Here is a 16378-nt window from a genome sequence, read left to right as displayed (position 1 = left end):
TTGCTGCAATTTGGTAACATATTCTACAGAAGTGACTTGGCTACGCCTAGTGATAGTGTCAAGGTCGATAAAGGCTTAATAATTGGTGATAAATGTGAAGGGTGGCCGTTTATTTTTGTGAGTAATTCATTAATAAGAGTCTATTCACTGAATCAGGTGATTAAGCCAATTTTGTTGCTGGTGTTGCTTAGTTTAGCGCTATTGTCGTTAAAAGCAGAAGCGCGCACCGCTCGGGTGTTAATGCTGAACTCTTATCCTGCAGGTTTACAGTGGGATGCCAGCTTTGACAGAGGTTTGCGTCAACAAGTGGGTAATCGTTCAGTGTGGTTATTTAATCACCGAATAGAGCCAAGCCCTTCGCAAGACCCTAGTTATCGTTTAGCCCAGTTCGATCTCCTAAATGAAATTATTCTTTATTACCAATTCGATTTAGTGGTGACTGTGGGGGAGCAAGCCCTACACACTGCTTTAGCCCTGCAAGACGAAGCGATACTTCAAGCGCCAATTGTGGCTGCAGGAGCCGATTTATCGGCTTATATGGGACCTAGGGAGCGGCGTATAACGGGGATTCACGAACAGCTGCCAATGCGTGAAAATCTGTTGCTTATCCGTCAACTAATCCCGGATTTAGAAGCTATTTACTTACTGGTAGATGATAGCGAAGCTAGCAATGAAATCACCAAAGAGTTTGTACAGCTGGCTGAGCAATTTGCTATTCCTTATACCCTTTGGCAAGACCAAGACTATGAAGAGGTAAAAGCAAAAACCTCGCTGCTAAGTGCCAAGCAAGCAGTATTGTTGGGGGCTTTACAGCAATCGCAAATTGGTAATACCCAGCTTACAGAGCAAGCTGTTCAGTCTTTATCTATGGTGTCTAGAGCACCTATTTATAGCCTATGGCAGCATGCGATAGGTAATGGTGCGGTGGGTGGTTTTGTTAGTTTGCCGCAACCATTGGGTCAGGCACTTGGTGACACCGTGTTACAAGTGCTGCAAGGCACTGATGTACGCGACATTGCCATTAGTGCCCGTGGACCTCAAACCTATTTGTTTGATAATAAGCAGCTAGTCCGCTGGAAAGTATCGCGCGGTAACTTGGCCGAGAATAGTCATTTTCTTAATCAGCAAGCTTATAAAACCTTGCCACAGCGTTATCAAGGCGCTTTGTTAGTGGGCATTACTTTACTACTTGCTAGTTTGGCTATTTACGGAGTTTGGCGAGCTTTAACCCGCACCCAACGAGAGTTAGCGGAGCATGAACAAAATCTTCAGTCAGTATTTACTTTTACCGAGCAAGCCAGCGCTCTGTTAGACGAAAATGGTCACGTACAGTTGTTAAACCAAGCTTTGATGGAGTTACTCGGCGAGCGAGCAAATTACATCGTGGGTAATTCCTTGCTTGATAGCCATGTGTGGCAACATCAAGTGCCTTTAAAACAGCAGCTGCGAGATGCCATTGCTAAAAGTTTAGCCGGTGAAAAAGTCAGATTTCAAGCGGAGCTAAACCTTGAGAGCCGCAATGTACTTTATGATTTTGCGCTAACTCCACAAAGCGCCACCAACGGTATTGTTGAACAAGTATTGCTCGAGTTGCGAGATTTAGAGTTAATTCAGTTAGAGCATCGTCAGCTTAAACAAAGTGAGCAACACTATCGTTTGTTGTTTGAGCAAAGCCCGGCGTTGTTAATGTTGGTGAACCGCTTGGGGGTAATTGTTTGCTGTAATCAAGTGGCTGCTAAACATCTTGGCATGTCTAAAAAACAATTGGAGTTATCTCAGCTTCGTAGTTTGTATGCCGAGCAGTCTCAGCAAGTATCCTTGTTAGAATATCTTGAAGGCATTGGCAGTAATAAAGTTACCCGACAGATCGCCTATAACAATGGTGATAATAAGCAGCTTTGGTTTAAAGAATCTTTTGTGCGAATGGCAGAAGAAGATTTATTCATGTTGGTGTGTGAAGACATTACTGCTACCCGTAGCTTGGCAGAAGAGCTTGATTTTCATGCCAATTTTGACCTGCTCACCGGCATCTATAATCGAGGATTCTTCGAGCGACGTTTAGAGTTGTTACTTAACTCATCATTATCTGGTGAGCAGCAACACGCCTTGCTCTTTATCGATTTAGCCCAGTTTAAAGTGATTAACGATACCTTTGGTCATGGTTCGGGTGATCAGGCCTTGAAGCAAGTCGCCGGAGTATTGGAACAGATGATCCCAGAGTCTGCCGTGGTGGCTCGTTTGGGCAGTGATGAGTTTGCCATTTTACTTGAAGATAGCTCGCAACAAGGCAGCTTAGATTTCGCTAACTTGGTGATTGACCGACTAAACGATACTCACTACGTTCGTGATGAGCGGATGTTCAGTTTTGGTTGCAGTATCGGTGTAACCCTATTCCAGCAGCAGCAGGGTTCTTCTCAAGAGGTGTTGGCACAAGCGGATAACGCATGTTTCACTGCAAAATCTTTAGGCCGTAGCCGCGTTTATTTGTATCAAATGGACGACCAGATGTTGCTTGAGCGCCAAGGACAGATGGAATGGGTAACCCGTATTCAAAAAGCGCTACGTGAAGAAAGATTCTTATTGTACGCGCAAGCTATTGTGCCGGTTAAACCGAGTGAGAGTGATTACCTCCACTACGAAGTTCTATTAAGAATGATCGACGAGGAAGGCCGAGTGGTGCCTCCTGGGGCGTTTTTACCCGCGGCAGAAAACTACAACCTAGCAGATCAAATCGACCGAGTTGTCATTCAAAAAACATTGCAGTGGCTATCGGAAAACCCTGGGCATTTAACCCGTCTTAATATGTGCTCAATGAACCTCTCTGGGCAGTCTTTAGGCAGTGCTGAGTTTGTAGCTTGGCTGCTACAAACGCTGGAAGATAGTGCCCTGCCAATGAACAAGCTCTGTTTCGAGACCACTGAAACCGTGGCCATTGCTAATTTGGACGTTGCCACCGAGTTCTTTAACAAGGTGCGTAAATTGGGCTGTAAAATTGCGCTTGATGATTTTGGCTCAGGTTTATCATCTTTCGGCTACTTGAAAAACTTGCCCATCGATTACCTCAAAATCGATGGCATTTTCATTCGTGATTTAGAAAACGACCATATGGATGCCGCCATTGTAAAAAGCATTAATCAGATGTCTCATGTGATGGGTAAGAAGACCATTGCAGAGTTTGTTGAGAACGAGGCTATCAACAAGGTGCTGGCCGATATCGGTGTCGATTTTGCGCAGGGTTATCATTTTGGCAAGCCCGTTCCTATTGAGATGTTGGTTCTGAACTAAGCATCATCTGTTAAACTTGTTTTATTTCTTTATGGAGCCCTGCCTTGGACAGCCAGCAGCCACGTTTGTATTGTGAGCAATCCGCCGACACTGACTACGCCAATAGCTTAATAGAGCGCTTTGCTATGCAGCGATGTGAACAGCTGCCAGAAACCGGTTTTTGCTTGGTGCTAGATGGTGAGAGCTTAGCCTTGCGCTACTGCGATGAGGCTAAATTGGGCGACGTTAAAGTCGACTTTCTAGCGGGCCGAGTTGCCCATCGCCGTCAATATGGTGGTGCAGAAGCGGTGAGTAAAGCGGTTGGTGTAAAAAAAGGTCAACGCCCCAGTGTTATAGATGGCACAGCGGGTTTAGGCAGAGATGCTTTTGTATTAGCCAACCTTGGTTGTGAGGTTACCATGTTAGAGCGCTCCCCTTGGGTGGCAGCCTTACTTGATGACGGATTACGACGGGCTAAAGCAGATGCTGATATTGGCTCTTGGGTTACGGAGCGAATGCGCTTGATATACGCAAGCAGTATTGATGATCTTGCTCATCAACAATTACAGGCCGACGTGGTTTATCTAGATCCCATGTATCCTCACCGGAAAAAATCTGCACAAGTTAAAAAAGAGATGCGAGTTTTTCAGTTACTGGTAGGTGCCGACTTGGATGCAGACTTGTTGTTGGAGCAAGCGTTGAAAGTTGCACAAAAACGGGTAGTGGTAAAAAGGCCCAGTTATGCAGAACCTCTAGCAGGTAAAGTTGCCCATAACCATTTAAGTACTAAAACCCACCGCTTCGATATTTATTCACTGATTTAGTCGCTTGCTCACTGACCGTGGCTTTGTCGAGCTGATAAGTGATAAAGCCACTTAAATAATCGTTTTATCCCTTGATATTGCTCAATTTTTTGCAGGCAATTCGCTGCTTTTTTCAACTTGGAATTATCGAGTGGAAATAGCAATTATTTATTAAAAACAGTTGCTTAGGCTTAGCGTGTAACCAAATGCAACGATTCTTTGATCTAGATCACGGATGCCTCTAATTTAAGTGAGCTCGATCTAGTTTCTTGTGATTGACTGGGAAAATGCTTGCATCAAGAAAACGCTATCATTACTCTATTTCCATCGTTCCAAGGATTGGCGCGATATCGAAAGAAATAAGATCTGACCTTTGTTGACCGACAGAAAAATTGGAGAAGCCATTGCTTCTCCTTTTTTTTCGCCTGCAATTTGTAGGGAGGTTGTTACTAGGGTATGTTGATCTTTGCTGATGGTTTTTGCAGCAATTTATTAGCCATTTAGGCAAGGCAGTGAGTGAGCAGTTAAGTGGGCTTAATAATCACTCGCTAACGCTGAGTAAATGGCTAATAAATGCTGCCCGAAGGGTTAGGGTAAGCGAACTTTACTCTTTGTTAAGCACTTCTTGCTTAGCCCACTAGGCTTCCAAGTACTCGCCGTGATTAAAGCCCGCTTATCTCGAACAAAATTTCAACACCAAAGATCAACAGACCCTAAAGTGCTTTTGCCATTTTTACATAGTCAACGCCGTGTTTATCAAACACTTCACTCGTCACTAAAAAGCCCAAACGTTGATAAAAACCAATGGCGCTGCAACGTGCGTCAAACCAAAAACTAGTTAATGCTTTACCAGCTTGTTGTTCAACCAAGTAATTGAGCATTTCGCTCCCGTATCCTTTCCCTTGGAGCTCTGGCAAACAGGCAAATTTACGTAGCCGAATCTCGTTTCCACTAGTAAATAACGAAGCCACCATGATGAGTTGGCCATTAAGGTAAGCACCATAGTGCTCACCTGTGTCATCTTCAGGTACTCGACAAAACGCTAAATCATGGCTTGGCCATAGAACTTGTTGGCGAATTGCTAGGGTTTGTTCGGCGCTAATTGTGTGAATGTTTATCATGGTTTGAGCTTGCTTAAAGCCTCTACATCGCAAGGTTGCTGATAGTCTACCCCAGCTACTGCAAAGCCATTTAGTCGTAAAAACGCTGTTTTGTAACCGTCAAAATCGGTGGTTTGTTTGAAGTTATCCGCTGTGACCGTGGGGTAACGTAAGTCTATTTGTTGTTGCACCTGTGGGCTTAGCTCTAGGTCGTCAATGCGAAGCTGATTTAGCGTGTCTAATCGAACTTGACCATCTTGTGGATAGAGGTGTTGGCTAAATAATCGATAAGCTTGCTCAATGCATTCTTCGTGGCTGCCCTGCTCTTTCATTACTTTGTACAGTAAAGATATATAGGGCGACATTACCGGGATATAGACACTGGCTTTAGTTACCAAGGCTTTACATACACAAGCATAGGCATGGCCGCTTACCTGCGTTTGCAGCTGTTTATCCAGCTCTTGTGCAGTGACATGTAAATGCTGTTTAGCTCGGCCAATGGTGCCATCGCGATAAATCGCGGCGGTGCGTTCTGGCCCTACGTAGGAATAAGCAATGGTATTGCAGCCTTGGGCTAGTACATCGGCTTGTTGTAGTGCATCTATCCAGTTGCGCCATTCATCGCCGCCCATGACTTTAGTGGTGGCTTCTACTTCTGCAGCATTGGCCAATTCTACAGTTTGCGGTTCTAGCTGTTCGGTTTCTAGGTTAATGCTTAAGCCATGTAGTGGCGTGTCGGTGGTTTTTAGTACCGAGTGCCATTGTCCAGATTCGGTTTTGCGCTTACCCGTAGCCAAGCTGTAAATCACTAAATCAACTTTGCCGCCAAACTCTTGCTTAATGTACTCAATGACTTGGCTACGCATGGCTGGATCAAAAGCATCACCGATAAAGTTTTTTGCTAGTAAACTCTGTTTCTCGGCGAGTTCCTTGCAGAAAATATTATTGTACCAGCCAGCACTGCCCAATCCTTTTTCATTAGGGCCGCGCTCGAAGGATACGCCAATGGTATCGGCTCCTCCTGCTAAGGCTAAACTTAAGCGAGAAGCTAAACCAAAGCCAGAAGAGGCTCCCAAAATCAGCACCTTTTTTGCGCCGCTTATTGTTGCTTGTTGTTGAATATAATCGGCTTGTTGTTGCAAATAGGCTTTACAGCCTGGCGGATGGCAATTGCGAGCGATATTGCCCGTTAATTGTGGGGAAATAAGCATGGTCAACTCCATGAGAAAAGTTATGCAACAAGTGTAGTGGATGCCTAAGACCAGTAAGTTACACCATATCAAGCTATTGCTCGACTCCTATTGCTGCAAAAGTCAGCTTGAAAGATAAACAGCTCTAGGATTGTTGATTAAGCGCAACTAGCTTGGATTTGCGTTTGCGCTGGGCTTTTTGTTGGTACATGGTCATATCAGCTCGGTAAAATAACTGTTCTGCGTCTTGGCAATCATCGGTGCTGGCGCTGCCAAAGCTAATGCCACTTTGCGCGGTGCCATTAAGTTGAATGATTTTGTCGGCAATGGCCAGTTTCTCGTCAATCTCACTGCAAGATAAGGTGTCGGAAAAGGCCGCAAACTCATCGCCGCCAATGCGGTAAAGTTTAACTTGGTCGCTGAGCACCATATTGAGCGCTTCAGCCACCAGCTTAATTAGCTTGTCGCCTTCTTGGTGGCCGGCATGGTCATTAATGCTTTTCAGATAATCAATGTCGACTAAGGCGAGGCTGGTGTGATGCTCTTCATCAAATTCAATATTGCTTACATACTCGTTAAAGGCATAGCGGTTTTTTAAGCCAGTTAGGGCATCTAAACGAGCAGCATCGCGTTCTTCACTCAGCTGCTTAGCGACTAATAAGGACTCTAAGGTGAGTCGCTTAAATTTGTAGTGCAACGCCAGTGACATGAACAAGGTGCTAAAAATACAGCTAAGTAGAATGGATAAGTCGGCCGCCAACAAGGTGGTGGTGTTTTTAGGCACAACGGCCATTGCTAACAGTAACGCGGGTATTAGTAATAGCAGGGTTGATAGTATGAAAAGCTGCGCCTGTTTCGAGCCTTGACGCCAGCATTGCAAAGCACTAGAAAGCGCTAATACCACCCACAGTAAGATCACGCAGTAAACCAAAATTACCGCCCAATTTACCCAAATAACCGCAACCGGAATACTGAGTAAACACAGTGCAATTAGGTAGCGACTTGCTAGCCACAGCTTCGGTGCATATTGCTGTAAACTGAGAAAACGGCAGTAAAACAACACACTAAAGATTGGAATCAACAGCACGGGTAATAGGTGTAATTGGGTAATGCGTAGCTGCAATAAGTGCGCAGCAACATGGAAAACCAAGGCCAAAGCTAGAGTAATGGAAAATAAGTAGCCGCTGAAGTAAGCAAATACGCGATCTTGTTGCACTAAGCCAACTGCACCGTTGTAGATGGCCAAAATCAGTAAACCGCCTAAGCACAAGGTAATCACACTCGCTCGCCAGTGGTAAAGCTGGCTCAAGTCTGACTTGTGACCAAAGCTGAGCTGCGGTTGTTCGGTATAATATTGACTAGATATGCGGGTAATCAGCCAGTATCCGCCTAAACTGGGCGTATCAATGTGGCGGGCATAGCTAAATAAGTACTCATAAGGGTGTAGGTAACCACTGCTAAGATGACGCATTTGGTTACCTTCTGAATAAAGGTAGTAATCAATGTTTTCGATAATTGGGCCGTCTACGCTGGCTATCCATTGATTTGGTTGAGAGATATTTATCTTTTTTACTAGCCAATAGCTGCCGCCACTAAGTTTTACCCGATCAACCTGGCTCAGTTTATTTAGCCAGCTAGGTATATCACTGTAGCGGTGCGGTAATACTTGTTGGTCTTCTGCTAAGTAGATTTGCTGTGAACTGGCATTCAAATCGGCAGCAATTGCAGGCTTATAACAGGCCAAATATAAAGTTAGAGCTAAGCTAATAAAAAATCTAAAAGCAGACATAAGCGTTTGTATCGTTCATCCTTGTTTCAACAAAGCTGCAAATAGCATAGAGCAAACTACCCGTAATGATAAGCTTTGTTGACAATAGTTGGATGCTAACATATTTATTGATTTTTTAGTCACTTAAATGAAAAAAGCCCCATGGCGTTTAACCACAGGGCTTGTTTTGTAGCGTTTTTGAGGGTTTAGCTACCCACTCCACACTCCATGCAGGCATCAATCATTTCTGGACCAAGGTGCAACTTAGCGTTTAGGTCGCGTAATGCGGTGCGAACGCCTTCTTCGATCACGGGGTGATAAAACGGCATATCCAGCATTTGTGAAACCGTCATTTTAGCTTGATGTGCCCAAGCCAATAAGTGAGCTAAGTGTTCGGCATTTGGACCGATAATTTCTGCTCCCAAAAAGCGGCCTGTGCCTTGTTCACCATATAAGTGAGCAATGCCTTTGTTTACTAACATCACTCGACTGCGGCCTTGATTTTCAAAGCTTACTTCGCCAACTTCAAAGCAACCACAAGAGCCTAAGCGTTTTTCAATATCGCGGTAGCTTTCGCCCACCATAGCAATTTGCGGATCGCTAAATACTGCTGCGATTGGCGTGCGACGTAAACCAGCGCGCACTTCTTTACAACGTCCGGCGTTATCGCCAGCAATTTTTCCTTGGTCGGCGGCCTCGTGCAGCAGAGGGATCTGGTTGCTAGCGTCACCAGCAATAAAAATATGGCTTATCGATGTTTGCAAAGTGTAGTGGTCGGCAACCGGCACACCGCGTTCATCAAGCTGAATATCCAGCTTATCTAAACCCAGTTTATCGGTATTAGGTCTACGCCCAGTGGCAGCAACTAGGTAATCAACCTCAGTTTCAACTGTTGCACCTTGTTTATCGATATAGCGAAGCTTGACCCCATTTTCACTGCGCTCAATTAACTCAACCTCAGCGTCTGAATCTAAATAAAACTCTTCGGCGTAAGTGGTATTGGCATAATCAGTTAAGGCCGGGTCGGTAAGTGGGCCTACTGCGCCACCAACACCAAACATTAGTACTTTTACACCTAAACGATGTAAGGCTTGACCAAGCTCTAGGCCAATTACGCCTGGGCCAAATACCGCAATCGATTCTGGTAAGGTATCCCATTCAAAAATATCGTCATTTACCAACAAGCGGTCACCTAGCTCGGCCCAAGGTGCTGGAAAAGCTGGGCGTGAGCCGCTAGCAATAACAATGCGCTTAGCTTCAACTTGAGTGCTTGAGCCATCGCTATGTTTAACGCTAAGTTGGTTCTCAGTAACAAATTCGGCGTAGCCATCTAGCTTGTGCTGAGCATCGATGCCTTCTACAGACTCCAATACAAAACCCACAAAGCGGTCGCGTTCAGATTTTACCCGTTGCATCACGGCGTGGCCGTCAATCTGCGGCTTACCCAAGTTAACCCCAAATTGAGCCGACTTTTCATATTGATGGGCATTTTCAGCAGCTGCAATTAGCAATTTACTTGGCATACAACCTACCCGTGCACAGGTAGTGCCATAGGGGCCTGCTTCAATCATTAATACCGAATCGGTATGCTCTTTTGCGGCGCGGTATGCGGCTAAACCTGCGGTTCCGCCGCCAATAATGGCTACATCTACAGATTGCTTAACTTCTGAATTTGACATGATAACTACCTTTGAAACCTGCGAATTGGGTTGTTCAGGCGAGTAGACCGTCTCGCCTGAATTTTTATTACTTAAGCTAAGTAAGCTTCTAGCTCTTCACTACCGCCAATGTGTTTACCGTCTACAAATACTTGTGGAACAGTGCTGCGGCCGCTAATCGCTTTAAGACTTACGCTGGTGGCGTCGGTGCCAAGTATTACTTCTTCAAAAGCCATGCCTTTGTCATGCAGTAATTGCTTAGCTTTGGCACAGAAAGGACAACCTGGCTTGCTAAATACACTAATTGCAGAAGGCTTTTTAGCGTCGGCATTAATGTAGTTAAGCATGGTGTCGGCATCTGATACTTCAAACGGGTCGCCTGCAACATCTGGTTCAATAAACATTTTTTCGATTACGCCGTTTTTCACTAACATAGAGTAGCGCCAGCTGCGTTTGCCAAAACCTAAGTCGTTTTTGCCCACTAGCATGCCCATGCCTTCGCTGAACTCGCCGTTTCCATCTGGAATTACAGTAATGTTTTCAGCTTCTTGGTCTGCTAACCATGCATTCATTACAAAAGTATCGTTAACACTTAAACATACAATTTCATCAACGCCGTTCTCTTTTAAAACACCAGCTAGCTCGTTGTAGCGTGGTAAGTGTGTTGATGAACAAGTTGGTGTAAATGCTCCAGGTAGGGCAAAAACAACCACGGTTTTATCTTTGAATAATTGCTCTGTAGTAATGTCTACCCAAGCGTCGTTTTGACGAGTATGAAAAGTAACACTTGGTACATTTTGGCCTTCGCGATTCTCTAACATATCTTTCTCCGTAAACTCTAATAAGGTGTGTTCGTTTGATGGGTCTAGTATCAATCTTCCGCAGCGATTTGTAAAAACAATTGAATCTATCTTTACGATAGGCAATTGCTATTGAAATTGATTTCAAAGGATTAGCACAGCAATAATAGGTGTTAAAACGTGAATATAGGGAGTTAGATTAGAGGATAGTCGTGAATTGCTTGTTTATGATCAATTTATATCTGTGAAATAGCCAAGATAAAATAAACGCATGTAAGTTGTTGTAATAAATAGCTTAGCTATCTAGTTCTCCACTTTGAATTCGCTCACTGCGGGCGCGCAGATACTCAATGGTAAATAGCAGCATGGCAGAAATTACGATCAACAAAGTGGCTACAGCCAAAATGGTCGGGTTAATTTGCTCACGTAAACCAGAGAACATTTGTCGCGGAATGGTTCGCTGCTCAGGCCCAGCTAAAAACAGTACTACCACCACTTCATCAAATGAAGTGATGAAAGCAAACAGGGCGCCAGATATTACACCAGGGCGGATGAGCGGCATAATAACTTTAAAAAAGGTGGTGAGAGGGCGTGCGCCAAGGCCTAGTGATGCGTTAACTAAGGAATAATCAAAGCCAGACAAAGCTGCGTTTACGGTGATTAAAACAAAAGGTGTGCCCAAGGCAGCATGCGCTAAAATCACGCCGAGGTAAGATCCTGCCAAGTTTAGCTGGCTATAAAAGAAGTACATTCCTGCTGCTGTGATAATGAGTGGCACAATCATCGGCGACAATAAAATAGCCATCCAAAGCTTTTGCCAGGGCATCGCTGGGTTGCTTAAACCAATCGCCGCCAAGGTGCCTAATACGGTAGCAATTAAGGTGGCGCATATGCCAATAAAAAAGCTATTTTTAATTGCTAATAACCACTTATCGTCGTGCCAAATTTCGGCATACCATTTCAAAGAGTAGGCCTCGGGCTCTAGCGCTAACATGCCCTCGGTAAAACTAAAAAAGGGCTCTACGTTGAACGAGAGTGGAATTATCACCATGATTGGCAGCATCAAAAATGCCAGCACCAATAACGAGCAAAAGCGCAGGCCGTAGTGGGCTAAGATATGCCAGAAGGTGAAATATTTAGGATAACTTTTCATGCTTAGCCCAACTTAATATTGTTTACGCCAACAAAGCGATCGTAAACCCAGTACAGAGCAATGATTAAGGCTAGCAATAACGAGCCGAGTGCTGCTGCGAGTTCCCAGTTATTGGAAGACTGCATGTGGAAGGCAATAATATTAGAAATCATCTGCCCTTCGGTGCCACCCACTATGGCTGGGGTAATGTAATAGCCAATAGAAATAATAAATACCAATAAAGCACCGGCACTTACTCCTGGGATGGTCATTGGTAGGTAGATCTTGATAAAAGCCGGCACAGGCCTTGCCCCTAAAGACAGCGCAGCGCGAAAATAACTCGGGTCGATGTTTTTCATCACGCTATACAAAGGCAAAATCATAAATGGCAGCAAAATATGGGTCATAGCAATGATGGTGGCAAATTGGGTGTAGAGCATTTCAAAGGGTTCATCAATCAAGCCTAAGGCTTGCAGGGTTGAGTTGACCACGCCGTTGGTTTGTAAAATGGCTATCCAAGAGGTGGTGCGAACCAGCAGTGAGGTCCAAAAAGGCAATAAAACCAACACCATTAAACGATTGGCAATTTTACTGGGCGCATTGGCCAAGTAGTAGGCCAAAGGATAGGCTAACAAAGCGGTTAAAAAAGTAATAATTAGCGCTATTTTTAAGCTTTTCCAATATAGCTTTAAATAGATTTGAGTATCGCGCTGCTCGATCTCTCCAGCGGGATTACGCTTTAAATCAAAGGTTGTAAGGTAGTAGCTGTCGGTAAAGGCTTGCCCAGAGCGTTTCACCGCACGCCATAAATTGATGTCTTGCCATTTTTTGGAGTAACCAAGCAACAAGGTGTCGCCACTTTGCTGTAATTCTTCGAGAGATTTTTTCTTAAGTTTTCTGGCACTCGATTTTATTAAACTAGAGCTACCAGGTTTGAGCCGATTCACTTCTTCGGCCAGCTTGCCCGATAAGCGCTCTTTAGAAAGCCCTTGCAGTTCAATGGCAAATTGCTTGAGGGCTTGGCTATTAGGAAGCTGATTGCCAGCTTCGTCCCAAGTGCTTAGTTCTGCCAAACTTAAAGGAATTAACTGGCTAACCGTTGGGTGGTAAACACTGCGGTATAGCATGGTGGCAATGGGGGAGATAAAGGTGATGAAGACAAATATCAACAGCGGCATGGTAAATGCCAGCAGCATACGCTTTTTGCGTTTAAGCAAGCGTTTGCTCTCGAGAATTTCTTCAACGCTAAGGCTGTTGTTATCCATCTTCACCTCTAACTACGTTGCTGTTACTTCAGCAGCCACTCGTTAAATTTCTCACCTAAGGACTCACCATAATCAGCCCAAAACTCACCGGATGCTTTAACACCTTTATCTAGGTGTGAAGATGGCAGTTTTGGAATAACCGCTTTATCTACATAAGCGTAAGAAGAGTTACGAGTAGGGCCGTAAGCCACTTCAGGCATGCCGCTCAAAGGCTTTGAGCTGGTGGCAAAACGGATAAACTCCATGGCTAAGTCTTTTTTCTTGGTGCCTTTTACAATGGCCCAAACGTCAAGGTCATATAAGTGAGCATCCCACACCATCTCAAAAGGTTTTCCTTCACTTTGAATGGCGTCGAAGATCCGCCCGTTGGCCGATTGAACCATCACTGCACCACCATCATTGAGCAATTGCGGCGCTTGTGACCAGCTGTCGAACCAAACGATGTCGTCGGCAATGGTGGCTAACTTGGCAAAGGCGCGAGCTTGGCCTTCGTCGGTTTCTAATACTTCATAAACCTGCTCTTTTGGCACACCATCGGCAATCAGGGCCCATTCCAAATTTACTTGTGGGCGCTTACGTAAAGCACGTTTCCCAGGGTAAGTTTTGGTATCGAAAAAGTCGGCTATAGAGCTAGGTTGGCCGCCTTTAATGGTGTCGTTGTTGTAGGCGTAAAGCACCGTCCAAACAATGTTACCCACGCCACATTCATTGGCGAGTGCTGCTTCGCTAAAGTCTTCTGCTGCAGGCACGCCGTCATCACCAGGTGGTAGGCTGGCGTGGTCAATCACTTCTAATAGGCCTTCTGAACAGGCGCGTTCGAGATCAATCACCTCTACGTCGATCACGTCCCAAAGAATGTTGCCACTCTCTACTTGGGCTTTAATTTCGGCAATACCACCGGAGTAGTTTTCAAATAAAATCTTGTGGCCGGTTTCTTTCATGAAGGGGTCTAGCATATGTTTTTGCTGGGCTGCGCCATACGCACCACCAAAGGATACGGCGGTGAGTTGGTCGGCATTGGCAATGCTACAGACCGAGGCGAGAGCAAGAACTGGAAGTAAACGTTTCATAGGTACCATCCTTTACCATTAAGAGCTTGGGGGTGGATTAAAAGCTAACCCGTCATTAACGGACCACGTTAGTTTAGTGATTGTGCCAGCGGCAATTTGTGGTGCATCGTGATCGTTGAGCACTTTTACCATGAGCTCGGTTTTGTCACGAAGCTTAAAGAAGTAGCGAATAAAGTCGCCCACATAGAGGCGCGTAATAAACTCTGCTTCAATTCGGTTATCAAAGCGATGTTTCTCGCTTTCTATAAATAGATTCTCTGGGCGCACAGCCAGCACACAAGCATTGCCAGACTCTGGACAATCCATGGCTTGGCCACTAACCACGCTGCCATCACTTAGCTCTACTTTGGCTAAGCCTTGGGCACGATTGAGTACCTTGCCTTTGAGGTGATTGTTTTCACCGATAAAGTCGGCGACAAAGGCGTTTTCGGGGCGCTCATAAAGCACATCTGGTGCGGCGCATTGTTGCACAACGCCATCGTTAAATACGGCGATGCGATCTGACATGGTAAGCGCTTCGGTTTGGTCGTGGGTGACATAAATAGCGGTAAAACCTATCGCTTCGTGCAGCCGCTTAATTTCCAGCTGCATTTGTTCGCGAAGGTTTTTATCTAATGCACCTAGAGGTTCATCCATTAATACAATCGAAGGCTCAAAGATAAGTGAGCGCGCTAGGGCAACCCGTTGTTTTTGGCCGCCAGATAAATGCCCTGGATAGCGTTTGCCAAAGCTTTCTAGTTCTACCAATGCTAAAGAGTCGGCCACTCTGCGGTTAATTTCTTCTTTGGGAAGTTTACGTACCGCTAAGGGATAAGCGAGGTTTTCGGCTACGGTCATGTGGGGAAATAATGCGTAGTGTTGGAACACCATGCCAATATTGCGATTGTAAGGTGCAACGTTGGTAATCGCTTGGCCATTTACTAGAATTTGACCACTGGTGACATCTTCAAAGCCGGCGAGCATCATTAAACAAGTGGTTTTGCCAGAACCTGAGGGACCCAGCAAGGTAACAAACTCACCCTTGCGAATATCAAGATTAAAGTTTTTTACCACTAAGCTGCGTTGATCGTAGCTTTTTTTAACGTCAACAAAGCGCACATATTGTTGGTCACTGACCGGCTCGCCCATAAACAGTTCCTTTTGTTAAGGCTTTATTGCTAAAAGTAGACCAAGTAATCAAGAATCGAACGTAACATTATCTTAACAAACAAGTTTGCAGAGAAAAGTGCAAAGTTTGAACAGCTTAGTGTAAACATCAGCATAATATGCTGAATAGTTAAGCAAGCAGGGTTTAACTGTTGGCTGCTTTGTTTGTTAGCCTAAGTATTCACTAGGCTGCTGCATTAGTTGCGATACGATAAAGTCTACCGCTACCTTTACCTTAGGAATTTGATACTTAAGCCCTTGGTACAAAAGGTAAATGCCGGTAGCTTCAGCAGGCGATACACGTATATCTTGGCCTACTGAAAAACGCACTAAACTGCCTTCGGCAAGTTGTTGGCTAATTCCCCACTCTGGCAGTAAAGCAATGCCATCACCACTCTTTGCTGCGTTGACTAAGCTTGTACCATGATTGCTAATTAAGCGAATAGGTGGATGTAATTCTTGCCATTTTTGTTGTTCTTTATATAGCCAAGGCAGTACTTTTTCTGGGCTTCGATAGCGTAAGCTGGGGTGTTGATTAAGCTCGAGAGGGCTTTGTGGTTGGCCATTGCGCGCTAAATATTCTGGCGAAGCACACAAAACAAAATGATTATTCGAGAGCTTTTTGGCAACAATGCGTTCGTCGGGTGCTGTGCCGCCACGAATTGCGATATCTATTTGGTCGCGGCGCAAGTTACTTAATTGATCACTAAAGTGCAGATCTAACACGATGTCTGGGTAACGCTGCGAAAACTCACTCAAAATAGGCGTTAAACATAGCTCACCGTAGCTTGGCATCGCACTAATTGACAGTAAACCACTGGGGTGATGTTGCTGTTGTTTTAGCAGGTCTTCTGCATCACTTAAGCTGTGTAAGGCCGGTAATATCTGCTGATAGTATAAATCGCCCAACTCGGTAAGTTTTACCTGACGAGTGCTGCGGTGCAGCAATTGTTGTTTGAGTAAGGCTTCTAAATCGGCAATTCGTCGTGATACCGAAGAGGGCGGCACATCAAAGGCATTGGCAGTATTGGTGAAGCTGCCAGATTCAGCAAGGTGAGCAAAATATTGCAGGGCGCGTAACTTATCCATTAGAGTCACTTTTGTCTAAAAGGCAATAAAGTTTAGCTTAAAGGGCTATTTATTCCTATTTGTAAAGCTATTTACAATGAAAGCGTAAATAAT

The 16378-nt window shown here is 44.8% G+C and carries 12 protein-coding genes; 2 read left to right on the top strand and 10 right to left on the bottom strand.

All coding sequences use genetic code 11. The features are described 5' to 3' along the window. Positions 1-117: 117 nt before the first annotated feature. A complete protein-coding gene (locus LQZ07_RS23635; RefSeq protein ID WP_152785342.1) occupies positions 118-3285 on the top strand; it encodes an ABC transporter substrate binding protein in 3168 nt (1055 codons plus the stop codon). Positions 3286-3410: 125 nt separating this feature from the next. Next, a complete protein-coding gene (locus LQZ07_RS23630; protein WP_152785481.1) occupies positions 3411-4088 on the top strand; it encodes a class I SAM-dependent methyltransferase in 678 nt (225 codons plus the stop codon). A 692-nt stretch (positions 4089-4780) separates the two neighbouring features. On the opposite strand, the gene LQZ07_RS23625 is transcribed toward LQZ07_RS23630, so the two are convergent. The 10 genes from LQZ07_RS23625 to LQZ07_RS23580 all read right to left on the bottom strand — a co-directional run bounded on the left by LQZ07_RS23625 (position 4781) and on the right by LQZ07_RS23580 (position 16285). Next, complete coding sequence (locus LQZ07_RS23625; RefSeq protein WP_152785344.1) at positions 4781-5188, bottom strand: GNAT family N-acetyltransferase; 408 nt, start codon at positions 5186-5188, stop codon at positions 4781-4783. Beyond that, a complete protein-coding gene (gene fabV, locus LQZ07_RS23620) occupies positions 5185-6378 on the bottom strand; it encodes an enoyl-ACP reductase FabV (protein ID WP_152785345.1) in 1194 nt (397 codons plus the stop codon). The genes LQZ07_RS23625 and fabV overlap by 4 nt, the downstream gene beginning before the upstream one ends. A 124-nt stretch (positions 6379-6502) precedes the next feature. Beyond that, entirely contained in the window at positions 6503-8146 is a 1644-nt protein-coding gene (locus LQZ07_RS23615; protein ID WP_152785347.1) for a GGDEF domain-containing protein, read from the bottom strand. Positions 8147-8331: 185 nt separating this feature from the next. Next, complete coding sequence (locus tag LQZ07_RS23610; protein WP_152785349.1) at positions 8332-9804, bottom strand: dihydrolipoyl dehydrogenase; 1473 nt, start codon at positions 9802-9804, stop codon at positions 8332-8334. A 71-nt stretch (positions 9805-9875) separates the two neighbouring features. Further along, positions 9876-10604, bottom strand: a complete 729-nt coding sequence (locus LQZ07_RS23605; RefSeq protein ID WP_152785351.1) for a glutathione peroxidase — start codon at positions 10602-10604, stop codon at positions 9876-9878. 274 nt (positions 10605-10878) lie between these two features. Continuing rightward, the gene (locus LQZ07_RS23600) at positions 10879-11736 is read right to left on the bottom strand and encodes an ABC transporter permease (protein WP_152785353.1); all 858 of its coding nucleotides are present in this window, start codon (positions 11734-11736) and stop codon (positions 10879-10881) included. 2 nt (positions 11737-11738) lie between these two features. Then, positions 11739-12980, bottom strand: a complete 1242-nt coding sequence (locus LQZ07_RS23595; protein ID WP_152785355.1) for an ABC transporter permease — start codon at positions 12978-12980, stop codon at positions 11739-11741. A 23-nt stretch (positions 12981-13003) separates the two neighbouring features. Further along, entirely contained in the window at positions 13004-14050 is a 1047-nt protein-coding gene (locus tag LQZ07_RS23590) for an ABC transporter substrate-binding protein (RefSeq protein ID WP_016400114.1), read from the bottom strand. Between the two features lie 18 nt (positions 14051-14068). Then, positions 14069-15178: an ABC transporter ATP-binding protein gene (locus LQZ07_RS23585; RefSeq protein ID WP_152785356.1), complete on the bottom strand. Its 1110-nt coding sequence runs from the start codon at positions 15176-15178 to the stop codon at positions 14069-14071. Positions 15179-15364: 186 nt separating this feature from the next. Continuing rightward, on the bottom strand, positions 15365-16285 hold the full coding sequence (locus tag LQZ07_RS23580; RefSeq protein WP_152785358.1) for a LysR family transcriptional regulator: 921 nt from the start codon (positions 16283-16285) through the stop codon (positions 15365-15367). Between the last annotated feature and the right edge of the window lie 93 nt (positions 16286-16378).

The organism is Agarivorans sp. B2Z047 (assembly GCF_023373605.1).
In the GTDB taxonomy this organism is placed as follows: Bacteria; Pseudomonadota; Gammaproteobacteria; order Enterobacterales; family Celerinatantimonadaceae; genus Agarivorans; species Agarivorans albus.
Note: the sequence above shows the minus strand (reverse complement) of the source record. Positions and strands in the feature narration are given on the sequence as shown.

What these genes read in the sequence shown, in the direction of transcription:
- LQZ07_RS23580 (WP_152785358.1), bottom strand. Translation starts at nt 16,285, where the DNA reads ATGGATAAGTTACGCGCCCTGCAATATTTTGCTCACCTTGCTGAATCT.
- LQZ07_RS23625 (WP_152785344.1), bottom strand. Translation starts at nt 5,188, where the DNA reads ATGATAAACATTCACACAATTAGCGCCGAACAAACCCTAGCAATTCGC.
- LQZ07_RS23610 (WP_152785349.1), bottom strand. Translation starts at nt 9,804, where the DNA reads ATGTCAAATTCAGAAGTTAAGCAATCTGTAGATGTAGCCATTATTGGC.
- LQZ07_RS23595 (WP_152785355.1), bottom strand. Translation starts at nt 12,980, where the DNA reads ATGGATAACAACAGCCTTAGCGTTGAAGAAATTCTCGAGAGCAAACGC.
- LQZ07_RS23630 (WP_152785481.1), top strand. Translation starts at nt 3,411, where the DNA reads ATGCAGCGATGTGAACAGCTGCCAGAAACCGGTTTTTGCTTGGTGCTA.
- LQZ07_RS23600 (WP_152785353.1), bottom strand. Translation starts at nt 11,736, where the DNA reads ATGAAAAGTTATCCTAAATATTTCACCTTCTGGCATATCTTAGCCCAC.
- LQZ07_RS23615 (WP_152785347.1), bottom strand. Translation starts at nt 8,146, where the DNA reads ATGTCTGCTTTTAGATTTTTTATTAGCTTAGCTCTAACTTTATATTTG.
- LQZ07_RS23605 (WP_152785351.1), bottom strand. Translation starts at nt 10,604, where the DNA reads ATGTTAGAGAATCGCGAAGGCCAAAATGTACCAAGTGTTACTTTTCAT.
- LQZ07_RS23585 (WP_152785356.1), bottom strand. Translation starts at nt 15,178, where the DNA reads ATGGGCGAGCCGGTCAGTGACCAACAATATGTGCGCTTTGTTGACGTT.
- LQZ07_RS23590 (WP_016400114.1), bottom strand. Translation starts at nt 14,050, where the DNA reads ATGAAACGTTTACTTCCAGTTCTTGCTCTCGCCTCGGTCTGTAGCATT.
- fabV (WP_152785345.1), bottom strand. Translation starts at nt 6,378, where the DNA reads ATGCTTATTTCCCCACAATTAACGGGCAATATCGCTCGCAATTGCCAT.